This window comes from Mycobacterium paragordonae (genome assembly GCF_003614435.1).
GTDB classification, from domain to species: Bacteria; Actinomycetota; Actinomycetes; order Mycobacteriales; family Mycobacteriaceae; genus Mycobacterium; species Mycobacterium paragordonae.
Window position 1 is genome coordinate 6,515,960 of the sequence record NZ_CP025546.1, and the last position, 15,249, is coordinate 6,531,208.

Sequence of the window (15,249 nt, forward strand, 5' to 3'; positions counted from 1 at the left end):
CCGATGGGAACACCGAACTACCCGGGAAACCCCGAGCAGCAGCCGCCCTGGGGCCAGCAGCCCTACGGCTACCAGCCGCCTCAACCGCAGTACCCGCAGGGCCAGCCTGTTCCGCCCCAGTACCAGCCGGGGCCGCCGGTCCCGCAGTATCCCGGCTACCCGGGCTACGCCGCCGATCCGCAGGCGCCGTTCGGACGCGACCCGGCCACCGGGATGCCACTGTCGGACAAGTCCTCCACCACCGCCGGACTGCTTCAGCTGTTTTTCGGGGCGTTCGGCGTCGGACGTTTCTATCTGGACTCGACCCAGATCGCGGTGATTCAGCTGTGCCTCGGCCTGTCCGGCCTGCTCTTCACGGTCTTCTGCATCATCGGCTTGCCGGTGCTCCTCGGCGTCACCATCTGGGGCTTCGTCGACGCGATCATGATCTTCACCGGGAGCGTCACCGACAGCTACGGCCGCAAGCTGCGTTGACAACGCGATCCCGAAAGTGACAGCGGGATAACAATTTCCACCCTCAAAGGGTCGCGGTCCGGTATGCCGCGCGGCGTGCGCCGGGTTCCGAACTTACCGTCGCTGGGTGCAACGCCGAACCGCTCTGAAGCTGCCGCTGGCGCTGGCGGCCGCCACAGCACTGAGCCGGACGCCACGCGCGTCCGCCGAGGCGGGCCGCTGGCCGGCCGACCGCGCGCACAACTGGTACCAAGCCCAGGGCTGGCTGGTCGGCGTCAACTACGTCACCTCGACGGCGATCAATCAGCTCGAGATGTTCCAGGGCGGCACCTATGACCCGCGGCGCATCGACAACGAGCTGGGTGCGGCGCGGTTCCACGGGTTCAACACGGTGCGGGTGTTCCTGCATGACCAGCTGTGGGCTGCCGACCGCCAGGGTTTCCAGACCCGGCTGGCGCAGTTCGTCGGTATCGCCGCACGTCACGGCATCAAGCCGCTGTTCGTGCTGTTCGACTCCTGCTGGGACCCGTTCCCGCGGCTGGGTCGCCAGCGCGCCCCCAAACCCGGGGTGCACAATTCCGGGTGGGTGCAGGGTCCGGGCGCCGAACACATCGACGACGCGCGCTACGTCGGCGTCATGCAGGAATACGTCACCGGAGTGTTGAGCCAGTTCCGCAACGACGACCGCGTGCTGGGTTGGGACCTGTGGAACGAACCCGACAATCCGGCCCGCGAGTACCGCAAGGTCGAGCGCAAGGACAAGCTGGACCGGGTCGGGGCCCTGCTCCCCCAGGTGTTCCGCTGGGCACGCGCGGTGGATCCGGTACAACCACTGACAAGTGGTGTGTGGCAGGGCAATTGGGGAGATCCCGGGGCGCGCAGCGCCATCGCCGGCATCCAGCTCGACAACGCCGACGTGATCACGTTCCACAGCTATGCACCACCGTCCGAGTTCGAGGGCCGCATCGGTGAACTGGCGCCGCTCGGGCGCCCCATCATCTGCACCGAATATCTGGCCCGGTCACTGGGCAGCACGGTGGAAGGCATCCTGCCGATCGCCCGGCGGCACAACGTCGGTGCGCTCAACTGGGGACTGGTCGCCGGCAAGACCCAGACCTACTTCCCGTGGAGTTCGTGGGACCACCCGGCGACCGCGGTGCCCAAGCAATGGTTCGCCGACCTGCTGCAGCCCGACGGTCGGCCGTTCGCGGACGGCGAGCTGCAGACGATCCGCAAGCTCGCGTCCGGGCAGGACCGCGAGTGATCAGGCGGGTGGATCGATCGTCCCCATCGGACGGTGGTAGGCGGATTCGACGATGGGGCGCCACTGCTGGTCGTGGAGTCTCTTGTTCTCGGCCGATTCGATCCGCCAGGTGACCATGGGCAGGTAATACGTGGCCGGCGCTCCGAGAATGTAGGTGGCGTTGCCCTCCACGTACGACTTGTTCCCCGAATCGGTCAGACTGAGATTGCTGTAATCCAGGTGCGGGCCCCTCAATTCTCCCCTGCCGGCGACGAAGTTTGATGCCACCCGATTGAACAGCGCGAAGGAATTCGACAGGTCGGCCGGGCAGTCCGCCCAGAAATCGTATTGGCGGATCAGGACTTTGACCGTGTATCGGGTGTCGGCCGGAAATCCCCGTCCGCCATACGCCGCGGAGCATCCGCTGTTGGGAACGGTGGTGCAGCCGCCGTACTTGGTCTCCGGATCACCGGTGAGAACGAACGTCACCGTCGCGGGATCGATGTCGCTGCCCGGGCCGTACCGGCGCAGCCAATCGTCTTCCACCTGCGCGCCTTCGCTGTGACCGAGGACGATCTTGCGGCCGGGCGTGGAGTGCAGGAGCTGGTTGAGCGCGTCCGATCCCTGATGGACGAAATAGGCATTGGGCAGATTCGTATAGGGGACTTTGACTTTCACGTTCGGGGCCGCAAATAGCTCGCCACGTAACCAATTGGACGGTAACGGGAGAAAGGCGGGGTTGATCGTCAATACCGTGGCGGCGACGGGTTCGTCTGCGGCGCTGGCCGTTACCGGCGTGATTGCGCCGGCAACGACTATTGATGCCAAGGCGATTGACGTCAACAAGCGTCTCACCGGCGCCACCCCATGCGGGCATATATATCATCGCCAACGTCAAAATTATTGCGGCGGTTGATAAATCGAGACAAGAATGATGCGGGGTCGCGATCTGGTGAGGGTACCGGCCGACAATTCCGGTTTGGCAGACGCTCCGCGGGTGAACACCCTAGTTGCGTTCGAGACTCAACGAGAGGGGATCATCGTGTCCATGAGGTTGCGCTGACGATGGCGGACATCATCGACCTCATCTACGCCGATCACGACTGGATCAGGCGTCAGTTCTTCCGGCTTGACGACGCGGCATCGAACGAGGATCTCGTCGCCATCTGGAATGCCCTCGGCGCCCGCCTCGACGTTCATGCCGAGGCCGAGGAGGCGGTGTTTTACCCGGCACTGCTCAAGCACGGCGGCCATGACCATCCGAGCAATCCCGAGGGTGACCCGGAGGACGAAACCGAAGACGCGATCACCGACCACAACGCGATTCGTGATGCGGTCCGTCGGTCACGCGGGCTCGAGCCGGGCAGCACCGAGTGGTTCGAGGCCGTCCACGAGGCCCGCGAGCAGAACGGCAAACACCTCGACGAAGAAGAACGCGAAGCGATGCCGGACTTCATCAAGAGCGCCTCGCTGGAGCTCCGCAATGAGCTGGCCATGCAATGGTTGCGGTTTCACGCCGAACGCGAAGCGACCAAAGGGGTCGACAATCGCGATAAGGACGCGGACGCCTATATCGATAAGCATTCATGAGAAACCCCGGCCGGTGGCCGGGGTTTCTGCGGATTGTCAGCGTGTGTAGATGCAGTGCGCGTCTCCACCGACCGGTTTCTCGGCCACCACCTTGCCATCGAGGGTGATGCGGCATCCGGGGTTGGATTGCTTGCCGGTGGCGACTACCTGCAGCATCGTGACGTCGGCGCCGACGGTGATGGTGCGCTTGAAGGGAAGTGGCGCATTGCTGTACAGACCGGTGTCGGGGTCGGTGACGACGGAGTAGACGTCGCCAGGCCCGAACGCCTCGAACACCACATTCCCACCCGCGGGGGACTGTGGCGTTGCGACCCGGGATGCAGCAGCTGCGTTGTCCGCCAACGTTGCTGAGCGCTCGTCGGGAGTCACGCAGATGGTGTCGCCGTCGAATGCCTCGCGCCAGACGTAACCGTTGACGCAGGTGTTCGGACCGTAGGCGCCGCCGTTGGGCGACCGGTGGTTGGTGGGGTTGGCATTTTCCTGTTGGGTGCGGGTGCGCACCGCGGGCGTGACGCAGACGTGGTCACTGGGCCGGGCTTCGCGCCATACGTAACCCGAAATGCACGTGTCCGGGGCAGCCTGGGCGGGCGCCGGCACTGCGACGGTGATGAAGGCGGTGGCGGCGCACATCAGCAGCGGCGGTATCGATAAACGTGTGGTTGACATGGACTTTCCTCCCCGGGATCTACTTCGGACCCGATTGACGGGGGCCGATCGACTTCAGGATCGACCCGTTGTTGGCTTCAGGCTGAAGTTAGCTTCGGGAGTTTGCGCGATTCTTGCGCAAATCTTGGAAGGGCCCACCGATGTTCGGGCGAAGGGCCCAGCGGGCGTCATGCGTTGCGCGTCAAAGTCTTTGGGGCGGTTGATATTTCGACGAGACGGGCGAAGACTCCGCGTCACGACCTAGCGTGTCACCTAGTCTGTCGATGGCAGATTGAAAGATATCGTCCCGCCGGTGGGGCCTTGAATGTTTCGGAGGCCATGACCCCGATCGTCATGGGTCTGGTGACGATTCCGTGCCCGAAGTTCAGCGATGGGGACGCGGAGGCCTACTTCGATAAGCGTTCATGAGAAAACCCCGGCCGGTGGCCGGGGTTTCTGCATACCTGATTTACGGATGGTCTCCGATGCGGCAATTGGTGAGATTGGGCTCGCAATAAAGGCCGACCGGAGGAGGCGGATGCGGTGGCGGGTTATCCCCGTCCCAGATCATATTGGACACATTGCCCATCCCGCTCCAGAGGTAGTAATAGGTGTGACACACGTTCATGTCCCACCCGCGAAACGGGTCGGTGATGTGATTGCCGGTCGCCGGTAGGGGATCCCCCGGGCACCAATGATGCGGCGGGCCCCAACCGTTGTCGTCAGTGGCGAACGGGCCGGGATACTGCGGAACAGGACCGGGATGAGCCGCAGCGATACCCGCGGCCATACCCAGGCCGGATACCGCGAGGCCGCCCGACAGCAATGCCCCGCCAATGATTCTCTTCAATTTGAGAGGAGTGCTCATGGTTGGTTCCTTTCTCTGTCGGGGTGAGATTAGCTCCGGCGGTTTGCGAAATTCTTGCGTTCGACGAATTACATCGGTTCAGCACGGAGCCGAGATGACGGATTAAGTAGATTTAAATGCGCAGGCATAGCGGTCCTGGCAACTACACAGAGATAGCGGCGGCGCACCAATAGTTCGACGACCGAAAGTGAGACTTCACCAGCGGTTCCTGCCGGCAAAGTTGGCGGTGGCGGAGGGATTTGAACCCTCGGACGGTTTTAGCCGTCACACGCTTTCGAGGCGTGCTCCTTAGGCCGCTCGGACACGCCACCGCCGAGCAGCTTACCCAACCACCCGCCCCTCACCCCAATCGCTGCCGGGCGAAGAACTCCTCCAGCGGCGCGGCGCACTCCGCGGCCAGCACGCCGCCGCGAACTTCCGGCCGATGATTCAGCCGGCGATCCCGCACTACATCCCATAGCGAGCCGACCGCACCCGTCTTGGGTTCCCAAGCGCCGAACACCAGCCGCGCCACCCGGGCCAGCACCAACGCCCCGGCGCACATAGTGCACGGTTCGACGGTGACCGCCAGCGTCGCGCCCTCCAGTCGCCACCCGTCGCCCAGCTCCCGGGCGGCCGCGCGCAATGCCAGGATCTCCGCGTGGGCGGTGGGATCGCCGTCGGCTTCGCGGGCATTGACCGCCCGAGCCAGCAAGGTGCCGTCGGGTCCGGCAACGACGGCCCCGATCGGCACATCGCGAGGTCCGGCGGTCCCGGCGACCGCCAACGCGGCGCGGATCAGATCTTCGTCAGACGCTGTCACGTAATGCGCCTACGGCGCTTACCGACCGAGGCGGTCGATCACCGCCGACAATTGTTCGGCGAACCCCATCTCGCGGGCGATGCGACCGAGTTGCTCGTCGGCATAGAGGTCGGTCTCGTCGAGGATGACCCCCAGCACCGCTTCGGGTAGCCCGATGTCGGACAGCAACCCCAGGTCACCCTCTTCGAACGGTTCGGCGTCCTCGAGGTCTTCGGGATCGATTTCGGCGTCCAGGCTGTCCAGCACCTCGGCGGCGATGTCGTAATCCAGCGCGGCGGTGGCGTCGGAGAGCAGCAACCGGGTCCCGGATGGCGCCGGACGCACGATGACAAAGAATTCATCGTCGACGTCCAACAACCCGAATACGGCGCCGGAACTTCGCAGCTCCCGCAGTTCGGTCTCGGCGGCCGACAAACTGGTCAGCGCTTTCGAGCCCAGCGGCGCACAGCGCCACTTGCCCTCTTCGCGCACGACCGCGACGCCGAAGCCGTCGGGGATGTCCGTGGACGGGCCTGCTGCTGAAGCCCGTTGTGCTCCCATGGCCGCCTACGCTAGTCCCTGACCTGGCCGGTGGCCAGATGAAGCCATCCCTCGCGGTCCGTTGCCGGTCGAACTGTGCCAACCTTGGTCTGTGGGGAAGACACCGGTGTGCGTTCTGGGGCTGGGTCTGATCGGTGGTTCGATCATGCGGGCTGCTGCCGGGGCGGGCCGTGAAGTATTCGGCTACAACCGCTCGGTGGAGGGCGCCCGCGGCGCCCGGTCCGACGGGTTCGACGCCTCCACCGACCTCAACGAGACCCTGGCCCGGGCCGCCGTGAGCGACGCCCTGATCGTGCTGGCCGTGCCGATGCCGGCCCTGCCCAACATGCTGGCTCATATCGGCGAATCGGCCCCGGACTGTCCTTTGACCGACGTCACCAGCGTGAAGCAGGCGGTGCTCGACGAGGTCGTCGCGGCCGGCCTGCTGCCGCGCTTCGTCGGGGGACATCCGATGACCGGCACCGCGCATTCGGGCTGGACGGCCGGCCACGGCGGCTTGTTCAACCGGGCGCCCTGGGTGGTCAGCGTGGACGACCACGTCGACCCTCACGTGTGGTCCATGGTGACGGAGCTAGCCCTGGACTGCGGCGCCGTGGTGGTGCCCGCCAAGTCCGACGAACACGACGCCGCGGCGGCGGCGATATCGCACCTACCGCACCTGCTGGCCGAAGCGCTGGCGATCACCGCCGCCGAGGTTCCGCTGGCGTTCGCGCTGGCTGCCGGCTCGTTCCGGGACGCCACCCGGGTCGCGGGCACCGCGCCGGACCTGGTCCGCGCGATGTGCGAGGCCAACACCAGCCAGCTGACGCCCGCCACCGACCGGATCATCGAGTTGCTGGGCCGCGCCCGCGAGTCGCTGGCACACAACGGCTCGGTGGCCGATCTGGTCGATGAGGGTCACGCGGCACGCACGCGGTACGAAAGCTTCCCCCGCTCCGACATCGTCACCGTGGTCGTCGGCGCGGACGGCTGGCGTCAGCAGCTGGCCGCGGCCGGCCGGGCCGGCGGCGTGATCAGATCCGCTCTGCCAACCCTGGATAGTCAACGATGAACCCGTCGGCGTCCACGACCACCGTCGTGTCGGCCACCGGCGACCGCAGCTTGATCGCGTCCAGCCGGCCCTCGCTGGTGTAGCTCACGGTGGCGGCGTCGACCGTCATCTCCGGCACATTCACATAGACCATCGGCAGCACGACCGAATCCGCCCGCTCGTGGATGCCCAGCCGGCGGATCGGCAGTGCGTTGAAGAACGGGCTGAACACCAGGTCGACGTCCAGGGCGCCGTTGTATGCCGAGCGTCGCTCCCCCTGGTGGTCGGTGATCAACCACATGTTCTCTTCGTCACGTGCGATGGCGAGCTGGCGTTCCCGCTCGGCAAGCGAGACGGTCAGCCCGAACCGCTTGGTGGCACCCTTCTCGTCCGTCTGCAATTCGTAGAAGGCGCCGAAGGCGGGATTGGTTGCGGTGGCCGCGGCCACGATGCGACCGTTCGCCTTTATTCTCTTGCCTGACAACTGGATTCGTACAGATTCCATGCGCGAAATGTCCTGCGCGCGCCAGGTCAGCATCTGCGGCCAGGCGCTAGGAGTCGGATCAGAGGGGGCTGCGGTCACGTCTCTACCGTAGGACGTGTTGGTCAACCGTGGCGTGTTTGTCCCCAACTGCCGCATCACAGCCACGATTGCGCCTGCTCAGCCGCCCGCTGCCGGGTGCCGAAGTCCACACCGCCAGCGCCATCAGTCCGTCCAGGGCCAGCGCCAACACCGCGACCATCAGCGCACCGACCAACGCGATGTGAAACTGCCGTTCTTTGATGCCGTCGATCAGATACCGGCCGAGTCCACCCAGACTCGCGTACGCGGCTACCGTCGCGGTCGCGACCACCTGCAGCGTCGCGCTCCGCAGGCCGCCCAGGATCAGCGGCAGCGCGTTGGGCACCTCGACCCGAAGCAGCACCTGGTGTTCGGCCATGCCGACAGCGCGCGCCGCGTCAACGACCAGTGGGTCGACATTGGCGATCCCCGCATAGGTGCCCGCCAGCAATGAAGGGATGCCGAGCAACATCAGCGCCACGATCGGCGGTCCCAGTCCCAGCCCGTACAGCAGCACCCCGAGCAGCAGCACCCCCAGCGTCGGCAGCGCGCGCAGTCCGTTGACCGCGCCCACCACCAACAGTTGACCGCGGCCGGTGTGCCCGATCACCATGCCGACCGGGATGGCGATGGCGGCCGAGGCCAGCACGGCGAGCGCGGTGTATTCCAGGTGCTCGCAGGTGCGCGCCGCCAGACCGGCGGGACCGGTCCAGTTGCTCGCGGTGGTCAGGTAGGACAACGCCTGTGCGATGAAGTTCACCGGGCGCCGCCCACGATCGGCGACCGGATCCGCCGCCCGTGCTCCCAGGGCGTGGCCAGCCGGCCGGCCACGCTGAGCAGCGTGTCGATGACGACCGCCAGCGCGAACATCGCGATGATGCCGGCGACGATCTGGTCACTCTTGTTCGTCTGGAACCCCGCGGTGAACCAGCTGCCGAGGCCGCCGATGCCGATCACCGAACCGACCGACACCATCGCGATATTGGTCACGACGACCACCCGCAGTCCGGCGACGAGCACCGGAATAGACAGCGGCAGTTCAACTTTCAGCATCCGGGCCAGGGGCCCATAGCCGATCGCGATGGCCGCGTCGCGCAGTTGCCCCGGTACCGCGTCCAGGGCTTCGAGGACCGCCCGGACCATGAGTGCGGTGGTGTAGGCGCTGAGCGCGACGATCACGTTGGCCTCGTCGAGGATCCGGGTTCCGATGATCAGCGGCAGTACGACGAACAACGCCAGCGATGGGATGGTGAAGATCACGCTGGCCGTCGCCGTTGTCACCCGGCGAAGCAGCGGAGCGCGCTGCACCAGCAGACCGAGCGGCACCGCGATGGCCAGCCCGATCGCCACCGGTATCAGCGACAGGCGCAGGTGAATAACGGTCAGCGCCCATGCGGTGCTCAGATGCGTCAACAGGTAGTGCATCGGCGCCGCCCTAAACCCGTCTGCGCGCTTGCGCCGCGGCCAGCACATCGGAGGCCAGAACGCCGCCGATGACCTTCTCCGTCCGGTCCACGGCGACACCCACCGACGACGGCGACGACAACGCCGCGTCCAGCGCCTGGCTGAGATTGCCGTCGGTGTGGAAAACCGAACCCACCGCCGTCATGGCCTCTGCCAGAGGCTGACCGTCCCGGTACCGGCGAAGCCCGTCGGCGTCGATCCAACCCCGCGGCGTGGCGTCAGCATCGACCACCAACGACCACCCGTCCGGCAATGCGGCACCCGCCAGGTCGTCCGCCTGGATCTGCGCGATCTCGTGCAGCGGCAGTCCGGCCGCGTCGACAAGCTGCAGCCAGCGGTAACCACGGCCCAGGCCGATGAATCTGGCCACGAAATCATTGGCCGGGCGCGCGAGTAGGCGCGCCGGCTCGTCGTACTGCTGCAGGACACCGCCCGATCCGAAGACGGCGACACGGTCGGCGAGCCGCAACGCCTCGTCGATGTCGTGGGTGACGAAAACGATTGTCTTGCGCAATTCGCTTTGCAGACGCAGGATTTCGTTCTGCAGGGTGTGCCGGACCACCGGGTCGACGGCGGAGAACGCCTCGTCCATCAACAGGATCGGCGGATCCGCGGCGAGTGCCCGCGCCACACCCACGCGCTGTTGTTCGCCACCGGACAACTGCGCGGGATAGCGCGATGCGAGTTTCGGGTTCAGTCCGACCCGTTCCAGCACCTGGTAGGCGGCGGCGCGGGCGGCCCGCCGGGACTGACCCCGCAGCACCGGCACCGTCGCGACGTTGTCGATAACCCGTTGGTGCGGCATCAAACCCGCGCTCTGGATGACATAGCCGATGCCACGGCGCAACCGCACCGGATCGACGGTCGACACGTCTCTGCCGTCGACGGTGACGGTTCCCGAGGTGGGGTCCACCATCCGGTTGATCATGCGCAACGCGGTGGTTTTGCCGCACCCGGAGGAACCGACGAATACGGTCAGTTTGCCTTCGGGCACATGAAGACTGAGCCGGTCGACCGCGGTGGCGCCACCGGCGAATACCTTGCTGACGTTGTCGAAGGTGATCACGTCACCGCTCGATCGGTTGATCGAAACCGTTGTCGTGCACCCATTTCCGGGCCGCCTGATCGGGGTCGACACCACCGTTGCCGGCGACCGCCGCGTTGAGTTCGGCGATGCCACCGGTGGTCAGCTTGGCCGAGACCGCATCCAGCACATCCTTGAGGCGATCCGACTTCTTCTGCGAATTCACCAGTGGCACAATATTTCCGGCCAGGAAGTTGTGCTCGGGATCCTCCAGCGCCACCAGATGGTCCTGCACCACGGCCGGGGAAGTGCTGAAAATATTGGCGGCCGTCGCCGATCCGTCCACCAGAGCCCGTACCGTCACCGGGCCGCCGCCGTCGTTGATCGTCATGAAGTTGCCGGAGCTGATGTCGAGTCCGTACTTCTGCTTGAGCCCGATCAACCCGGACGGACGGGTCGCGAAGGCTGATGGCGCGGCGAATCTCACCTCGGCGGAATGCGCCGCCAGGTCGGCGATAGTCTTGAGGTTCCATTTGGCGGCGGTCCCCGCGGTGACGGTCACCGTGTCGGTGTCGGAAGCCGGCGACGGCGTCAGAATCGACAGGTCGCCGGGAAGCCGTTGGTAGAGCTGCAACTCGACCGCATCGAGGACGGTGGCTTTGGAGTCCGGTTCGAAATAGAGCAGAAGGTTGCCGATGTACTCGGGCACCAGGTCGATGGAGTGGTCTTTGAGCGCCGGGATATACGTCTCGCGGCTGCCGATGCCCATCCGGCGCCCCACGTCGAAGCCGTTGGCATGCAGTGCCTGTGCGTAGATTTCGGCGACGATCTGCGATTCCGGGAAGTCGCCGGAGCCCACCACGATCGATCTCGGGCCGCCCGCCCCGGCCCCGAACGGATCGGGATTGCCGCAGGCCGACACCGGGTACACGACCAACCAGACAGCCACGGCGGTCATTGCGCGCCGCAGCATTTTCACCCTGCCGAGACTACGTGGCCGCACCGCCGCGGCGCGTGAGGAGTTTTCCTGTGATTTGGTTTCATTCCGCGCCAGATAGAGAAAGATGAACGTATGACCAGCACCTCTCCTGGCTCGCTTCCGCCGGATGCACCTCGGCCCGACCATTCGCCGTCCCGCAAGACGCCGCCGCCGCAGTCCCGTCCACTGCCCAAGGACAAGGCGTCCGCCTTCACCCGCGCCGGTGCGCTGTGGTCGTCGCTGATCGTCGGGTTCCTGATCCTGATCCTGTTGCTGGTCTTCATCGCGCAGAACACGGCGTCCACCGCTTTCACCTTCCTGGGTTGGCACTGGACCCTGCCGCTGGGTGTGGCGATCCTGCTGGCCGCCGTCGTCGGCGGGCTGATCACCGTCGCCGTGGGTACCGCCCGGATCGTTCAGCTGCGTCGCGCGGCCAAGAAGAACCTGACCGCCGCCGTCCGCTAGGACAGCTTGGCGATCTCGGCGAGTCCGCGCGAAATCAGCGGCGCGACCACCTCGGGGGCGTCGTCAGAAGCCTGACCCTCGGCCTGCTCGGACATGCGCCGACGGAAGTCGATGCCCGCGGCGATGATGGCGAGCTTGAAGTACGCCAGGGCCATGTAGAACTCCCACTGCCCCAGCGGCTGTCCGGACACCAGCGAGTACCGGTCGGCCAGTTCGTCGGCCGAAGGCAGCAGCGGCGACGTCCACGCGGCCTGGGTGTCGATGATCAGATCCAGCGCCGGGTCGCGGTAGACGCACATCAGGGCCGCGTCGCTGATCGGATCGCCCAGAGTCGAAAGCTCCCAGTCCACGACCGCGCGCACGATCGTCGGGTCGTCGTTGTCCAGGATGGTGTTGTCGATCCGGTAGTCGCCGTGCACGATCGACGTCCGGCTCTGTTGCGGAATCGCTTGCTGCAGCGCCGAATGCAGACGCGCGACGTCGTCGTCGCGGCGGTCCTCGGGTAACCGCACCAGGTCCCACTGCGAGCCCCACCGGCGCACCTGGCGCTCAAGGTATCCGTCGGGTTTGCCGAAATCGGCCAGGCCGACCGAGGCGGGGTCGATGCTGTGCAGGTCGACGAGAACCCGGATCAGCGCATCGACGCAGCCGTCGATGGCGCGGCGGCCCAGTGCTTCGAGCTGCGAGCGGCGGCGCACCACCTGACCCTCGACGTACTCGACGATCTGGAACGGCGCACCCAGCACGGTGTCGTCCTCGCATAGGGCGATCGCGCGCGCCACCGGCACCGCGGTGTCCCGCAGGGCGGCCACCACCTTGAACTCACGCGCCATGTCGTGCGCCGAGGGCGTCAGGCCGTGCAGCGGCGGACGCCGGACCAGCCAGCTCGTCGCCTCGTCGTAGACGCGGAAGGTCAGGTTGGAGCGGCCGCCGGAGATGAACTCGCCGCGCAACTCGCCGGTGCGCGGGATGTCGAGTGAACGCAGATACCCGTCCAGCGCAGCCAGCTCGAGGCCGTCAAGTCGGTCCACCGAAGTCACCGCACTTGTTTACCACTCGCATGCGCAGGTGGAATCGTTCGCTCCTCACCCGCGCACATTTCGGGGCAGCAGATCCCACACGTGCTCCGTCGCGTTCACGGTGGCCACCGTCGCCTGCCCGGTCCGGGAGAACAGCAGCCGGGTCACCGAGGCGTAGTCGATGGGAAACGACAGCAGCCGCGCAGTGCCGAGAATCTCGTGCAGCACCACGTTGATCACGCCGCCGTGGCTGAACGCGGCGACGGTCTCGTCGGGATCCGCGGCGGCCACCAGGTCGTCGATCGCGCCACGCACCCGGGCACGGAAGGCGTCCTCGTCGACGGCACTGGGCAGGTGCCCCTGCGCCATCCGCGCCCATTCCTCCGGGAACTCGGTACGGATCTGCTCGATCGGGATGTAGGACGACAGGTCACGGTCGTATTCGGCCAGCCGGTCCTCGATGTCGATGGTCAGCGCGCGGGCCTGCGCCAATGGCTCGGCCGTCTGGATCGCGCGCCGCTGCGGGCTGCTCACCACCCTGGAAATGGGAAACCGCGCAAGCGCTTCCGGTAACCGCGCCACCTGCTGAAATCCCGTCTCGGACAGGTCGGGATCGGCACCCTCGCCGTGTTCGCTGCGCAACGGAAGCGCATGGCGGACCAGAAGCAGTTGCATGCGCCAAGCCTTGCATGCGCCTGCACGCGCGCTTGCCGGCGCGGCGGAGAATGCTATTCTCCGCTCAGAGAGTGGGGTGTGCAGACGATGACGACTGCAAGCGGAACCGAACTGGATGCCGGCGTCCTGGGCCACTGGCTCGACTCGAAGGAAGCGCCGGGACACGGCGAGCGGCTCGTCCTGGAACAGCTCAGCGGCGGTTCGCAGAACACCCTGTACCTGGTGCGGCGCGGGCCCGAGCGGATGGTGCTGCGGATGCCCGGCCCCCGCGCCGACGCCGCGCGTATCGACGGCCTGCTACGCGAAATCCGATTGGTGCGGGCGCTGTCGGGCACGGATGTGCCGCATGCGGAGTTGATCGCCGCCGACGAGACCGGCTCGGTGCTGGGTATGCCGTTCTACGTGATGAAGGCCATCGACGGCTGGAGCCCGATGGACGGCGGCTGGCGCGCGCCCTTCGACACCGACCTGGATGCCCGCCGGGAGCTGGCTTTCCAGCTCGTCGAAGGCGCCGCCAAGCTGGGCCGAGTGGACTGGCGCGCCCAGGGTCTGGAAGGGTTCGGCCGCCCGGACGGGTTCCACGAGCGGCAGGTCGACCGCTGGCTGGCCTTCCTCGACGCCTACAAGGTGCGCGAATTGCCCGGTCTGGAAGAGGCCGCGGATTGGCTGCGCCGCAACCGCCCCGCGCAGTACCAGCCCGGAATCATGCACGGCGACTACCAGTTCGCGAACGTCATGTTCGCGCACGGGGCGCCGGCCAGGTTGGCGGCGATCGTCGACTGGGAGATGACCACGGTCGGCGACCCGCTGCTGGACCTGGCGTGGGCCCTGCTGGGCTATGACGGTGAGGAACCGCGCGCCGGTGGGTTCTACCTCGACATGGCCGGCATGCCACGGCGCAGCGAATTGCTTAACCACTACGAGTCGATCAGCGGGCTGTCCACCGAGAACATCGACTATTACCTGGTGCTGGCGAACTGGAAGCTGGGCATCGTGCTGGAGAAGACCTACGCTGCCGGGGTGCGCACCGGCAAAGTCGACCCGAAGATCAAGGACGCGTTCGGGGCGATGATCCCGCAGCTGATCGCCACCGCCGCAGAGTTGACGAGGTCCTGAGATGGGTTATGCCGACGACCTTTTCGACCTCACCGACCAGGTGGTGCTGATCACCGGTGGCAGCCGGGGCCTGGGCCGGGAGATGGCTTTCGGCCTGGCACGCTGCGGCGCCGACGTGGTGATCGCCAGCCGCAACATGGACAACTGCGTGGCCGTCGCCAAGGAGATCGAGGCCGAGACCGGCCGCACCGCCCTGCCCTATCAGGTGCACGTCGGCCGTTGGGACCAACTCGACGGACTGGTGGAAGCAACCTACGACGCCTTCGGCAAGGTCGACACCCTGATCAACAACGCGGGCATGTCGCCGTTGTACGGCAAGCTGTCCGAGGTCAGCGAGAAGCTCTACGATTCGGTGTTCAACCTCAATCTCAAAGGGCCGTTCCGCCTTTCGGCGTTGGTGGGTGAGCGGATGGTCGCCGCGGGCCGTGGCTCGATCATCAACGTGAGTTCGGCGGGCTCGTTGCGTCCGAGTCCGGACATCATTCCGTACGCCTCGGCCAAGGCCGGACTCAACGCCATGACGGAGGGCTTTGCACGCGCATTCGGCCCCACGGTGCGGGTCAACACACTCATGGCCGGGCCGTTCCTGACCGACGTCAGCAAGGCCTGGAACCTCGAGGAGCGCGATACCGACATGTTCGGGCACCTGTCGCTGCGACGTGCCGGAAACCCCGCCGAAATCGTCGGTGCCGCACTGTTTCTGGCGTCCGATGCGTCCAGTTTCACCACCGGGTCCATCGTGCGGGCCGACGGCGGCATTCCCTAGTAGGCAGG

General features: G+C 66.3%; 20 protein-coding genes and 1 tRNA gene. 8 read left to right on the top strand and 13 right to left on the bottom strand.

Features of this window, described 5'->3' with window-relative positions:
- Positions 1–3: 3 nt before the first annotated feature.
- Complete coding sequence (locus C0J29_RS29220; protein ID WP_065045710.1) at positions 4–474, top strand: TM2 domain-containing protein; 471 nt, start codon at positions 4–6, stop codon at positions 472–474.
- Between the two features lie 106 nt (positions 475–580).
- The gene (locus C0J29_RS29225; RefSeq protein WP_120794355.1) at positions 581–1,717 is read left to right on the top strand and encodes a glycoside hydrolase 5 family protein; all 1,137 of its coding nucleotides are present in this window, start codon (positions 581–583) and stop codon (positions 1,715–1,717) included.
- Here the strand turns inward: C0J29_RS29225 and C0J29_RS29230 are convergent, their stop codons facing one another.
- Complete coding sequence (locus C0J29_RS29230) at positions 1,718–2,374, bottom strand: PE-PPE domain-containing protein (protein WP_242460578.1); 657 nt, start codon at positions 2,372–2,374, stop codon at positions 1,718–1,720. It abuts the gene before it with no gap.
- 61 nt (positions 2,375–2,435) lie between these two features.
- On the opposite strand from C0J29_RS29230, the gene C0J29_RS34115 reads away from it, so the two are divergent.
- Both C0J29_RS34115 and C0J29_RS29235 read left to right on the top strand, forming a co-directional pair.
- Positions 2,436–2,612: a hypothetical protein gene (locus tag C0J29_RS34115; protein ID WP_240748847.1), complete on the top strand. Its 177-nt coding sequence runs from the start codon at positions 2,436–2,438 to the stop codon at positions 2,610–2,612.
- 149 nt (positions 2,613–2,761) lie between these two features.
- Positions 2,762–3,286 carry a hemerythrin domain-containing protein gene (locus C0J29_RS29235; RefSeq protein WP_065045708.1) on the top strand — a complete coding sequence of 175 codons (525 nt, stop codon included), beginning with the start codon at positions 2,762–2,764 and terminating at the stop codon, positions 3,284–3,286.
- Positions 3,287–3,322: 36 nt separating this feature from the next.
- Here C0J29_RS29235 and C0J29_RS29240 read toward each other — a convergent pair whose 3' ends face one another.
- From C0J29_RS29240 to C0J29_RS29260, 5 genes are all read right to left on the bottom strand, one after another.
- Positions 3,323–3,952: an MmpS family transport accessory protein gene (locus tag C0J29_RS29240; RefSeq protein ID WP_120794357.1), complete on the bottom strand. Its 630-nt coding sequence runs from the start codon at positions 3,950–3,952 to the stop codon at positions 3,323–3,325.
- 448 nt (positions 3,953–4,400) lie between these two features.
- On the bottom strand, positions 4,401–4,799 hold the full coding sequence (locus tag C0J29_RS29245) for a hypothetical protein (RefSeq protein WP_065045706.1): 399 nt from the start codon (positions 4,797–4,799) through the stop codon (positions 4,401–4,403).
- Between the two features lie 221 nt (positions 4,800–5,020).
- Positions 5,021–5,110, bottom strand: a tRNA-Ser gene (locus tag C0J29_RS29250).
- A 29-nt stretch (positions 5,111–5,139) separates the two neighbouring features.
- A complete protein-coding gene (locus tag C0J29_RS29255) occupies positions 5,140–5,601 on the bottom strand; it encodes a nucleoside deaminase (protein ID WP_120794358.1) in 462 nt (153 codons plus the stop codon).
- Positions 5,602–5,619: 18 nt separating this feature from the next.
- Positions 5,620–6,141 carry a tRNA adenosine deaminase-associated protein gene (locus tag C0J29_RS29260; protein WP_065162866.1) on the bottom strand — a complete coding sequence of 174 codons (522 nt, stop codon included), beginning with the start codon at positions 6,139–6,141 and terminating at the stop codon, positions 5,620–5,622.
- A gap of 106 nt (positions 6,142–6,247) precedes the next feature.
- Between C0J29_RS29260 and C0J29_RS29265 the strand changes: the two genes are divergently transcribed.
- Positions 6,248–7,192, top strand: a complete 945-nt coding sequence (locus C0J29_RS29265; protein WP_065162867.1) for a prephenate dehydrogenase — start codon at positions 6,248–6,250, stop codon at positions 7,190–7,192.
- Here the strand turns inward: C0J29_RS29265 and C0J29_RS29270 are convergent.
- From C0J29_RS29270 to C0J29_RS29290, 5 genes are read right to left on the bottom strand one after another with little or no spacing between them, the layout of a single operon-like run.
- The gene (locus tag C0J29_RS29270; RefSeq protein ID WP_120794359.1) at positions 7,155–7,754 is read right to left on the bottom strand and encodes a putative glycolipid-binding domain-containing protein; all 600 of its coding nucleotides are present in this window, start codon (positions 7,752–7,754) and stop codon (positions 7,155–7,157) included. The two genes, C0J29_RS29265 and C0J29_RS29270, sit on opposite strands and share 38 nt — an antisense overlap.
- 4 nt (positions 7,755–7,758) lie before the next feature.
- Positions 7,759–8,493 (bottom strand): ABC transporter permease, encoded by a 735-nt coding sequence (locus C0J29_RS29275; RefSeq protein WP_065162868.1) that lies wholly within the window; start codon positions 8,491–8,493, stop codon positions 7,759–7,761.
- Complete coding sequence (locus tag C0J29_RS29280; RefSeq protein WP_065162869.1) at positions 8,490–9,158, bottom strand: ABC transporter permease; 669 nt, start codon at positions 9,156–9,158, stop codon at positions 8,490–8,492. The genes C0J29_RS29275 and C0J29_RS29280 overlap by 4 nt, the downstream gene beginning before the upstream one ends.
- Before the next feature lie 10 nt (positions 9,159–9,168).
- Positions 9,169–10,263 carry an ABC transporter ATP-binding protein gene (locus tag C0J29_RS29285; RefSeq protein WP_065162870.1) on the bottom strand — a complete coding sequence of 365 codons (1,095 nt, stop codon included), beginning with the start codon at positions 10,261–10,263 and terminating at the stop codon, positions 9,169–9,171.
- A 1-nt stretch (position 10,264) separates the two neighbouring features.
- Positions 10,265–11,194: an ABC transporter substrate-binding protein gene (locus C0J29_RS29290; protein ID WP_065050258.1), complete on the bottom strand. Its 930-nt coding sequence runs from the start codon at positions 11,192–11,194 to the stop codon at positions 10,265–10,267.
- A gap of 99 nt (positions 11,195–11,293) precedes the next feature.
- On the opposite strand from C0J29_RS29290, the gene C0J29_RS29295 reads away from it, so the two are divergent.
- Positions 11,294–11,665, top strand: coding sequence for a LapA family protein (locus C0J29_RS29295; protein ID WP_065162871.1), 372 nt, complete (start codon positions 11,294–11,296; stop codon positions 11,663–11,665).
- Here the strand turns inward: C0J29_RS29295 and C0J29_RS29300 are convergent.
- Together C0J29_RS29300 and C0J29_RS29305 are read right to left on the bottom strand one after the other, a co-directional pair.
- Positions 11,662–12,705 carry a phosphotransferase family protein gene (locus C0J29_RS29300; protein ID WP_065162872.1) on the bottom strand — a complete coding sequence of 348 codons (1,044 nt, stop codon included), beginning with the start codon at positions 12,703–12,705 and terminating at the stop codon, positions 11,662–11,664. The genes C0J29_RS29295 and C0J29_RS29300 overlap by 4 nt on opposite strands.
- A 45-nt stretch (positions 12,706–12,750) precedes the next feature.
- Positions 12,751–13,359 carry a histidine phosphatase family protein gene (locus C0J29_RS29305; RefSeq protein ID WP_065162873.1) on the bottom strand — a complete coding sequence of 203 codons (609 nt, stop codon included), beginning with the start codon at positions 13,357–13,359 and terminating at the stop codon, positions 12,751–12,753.
- Between the two features lie 87 nt (positions 13,360–13,446).
- On the opposite strand from C0J29_RS29305, the gene C0J29_RS29310 reads away from it, so the two are divergent.
- Positions 13,447–14,475: a phosphotransferase family protein gene (locus C0J29_RS29310; RefSeq protein ID WP_120795035.1), complete on the top strand. Its 1,029-nt coding sequence runs from the start codon at positions 13,447–13,449 to the stop codon at positions 14,473–14,475.
- A 1-nt stretch (position 14,476) separates the two neighbouring features.
- Complete coding sequence (locus C0J29_RS29315) at positions 14,477–15,241, top strand: SDR family NAD(P)-dependent oxidoreductase (protein WP_065162874.1); 765 nt, start codon at positions 14,477–14,479, stop codon at positions 15,239–15,241.
- Positions 15,242–15,249 lie beyond the last annotated feature (8 nt).

What these genes read in the sequence shown, in the direction of transcription:
- C0J29_RS29280 (WP_065162869.1), bottom strand. Translation starts at nt 9,158, where the DNA reads ATGCACTACCTGTTGACGCATCTGAGCACCGCATGGGCGCTGACCGTT.
- C0J29_RS29305 (WP_065162873.1), bottom strand. Translation starts at nt 13,359, where the DNA reads ATGCAACTGCTTCTGGTCCGCCATGCGCTTCCGTTGCGCAGCGAACAC.
- C0J29_RS29310 (WP_120795035.1), top strand. Translation starts at nt 13,447, where the DNA reads ATGACGACTGCAAGCGGAACCGAACTGGATGCCGGCGTCCTGGGCCAC.
- C0J29_RS29235 (WP_065045708.1), top strand. Translation starts at nt 2,762, where the DNA reads ATGGCGGACATCATCGACCTCATCTACGCCGATCACGACTGGATCAGG.
- C0J29_RS29290 (WP_065050258.1), bottom strand. Translation starts at nt 11,194, where the DNA reads ATGCTGCGGCGCGCAATGACCGCCGTGGCTGTCTGGTTGGTCGTGTAC.
- C0J29_RS29260 (WP_065162866.1), bottom strand. Translation starts at nt 6,141, where the DNA reads ATGGGAGCACAACGGGCTTCAGCAGCAGGCCCGTCCACGGACATCCCC.
- C0J29_RS29315 (WP_065162874.1), top strand. Translation starts at nt 14,477, where the DNA reads ATGGGTTATGCCGACGACCTTTTCGACCTCACCGACCAGGTGGTGCTG.
- C0J29_RS29240 (WP_120794357.1), bottom strand. Translation starts at nt 3,952, where the DNA reads ATGTCAACCACACGTTTATCGATACCGCCGCTGCTGATGTGCGCCGCC.
- C0J29_RS29245 (WP_065045706.1), bottom strand. Translation starts at nt 4,799, where the DNA reads ATGAGCACTCCTCTCAAATTGAAGAGAATCATTGGCGGGGCATTGCTG.
- C0J29_RS29295 (WP_065162871.1), top strand. Translation starts at nt 11,294, where the DNA reads ATGACCAGCACCTCTCCTGGCTCGCTTCCGCCGGATGCACCTCGGCCC.
- C0J29_RS29220 (WP_065045710.1), top strand. Translation starts at nt 4, where the DNA reads ATGGGAACACCGAACTACCCGGGAAACCCCGAGCAGCAGCCGCCCTGG.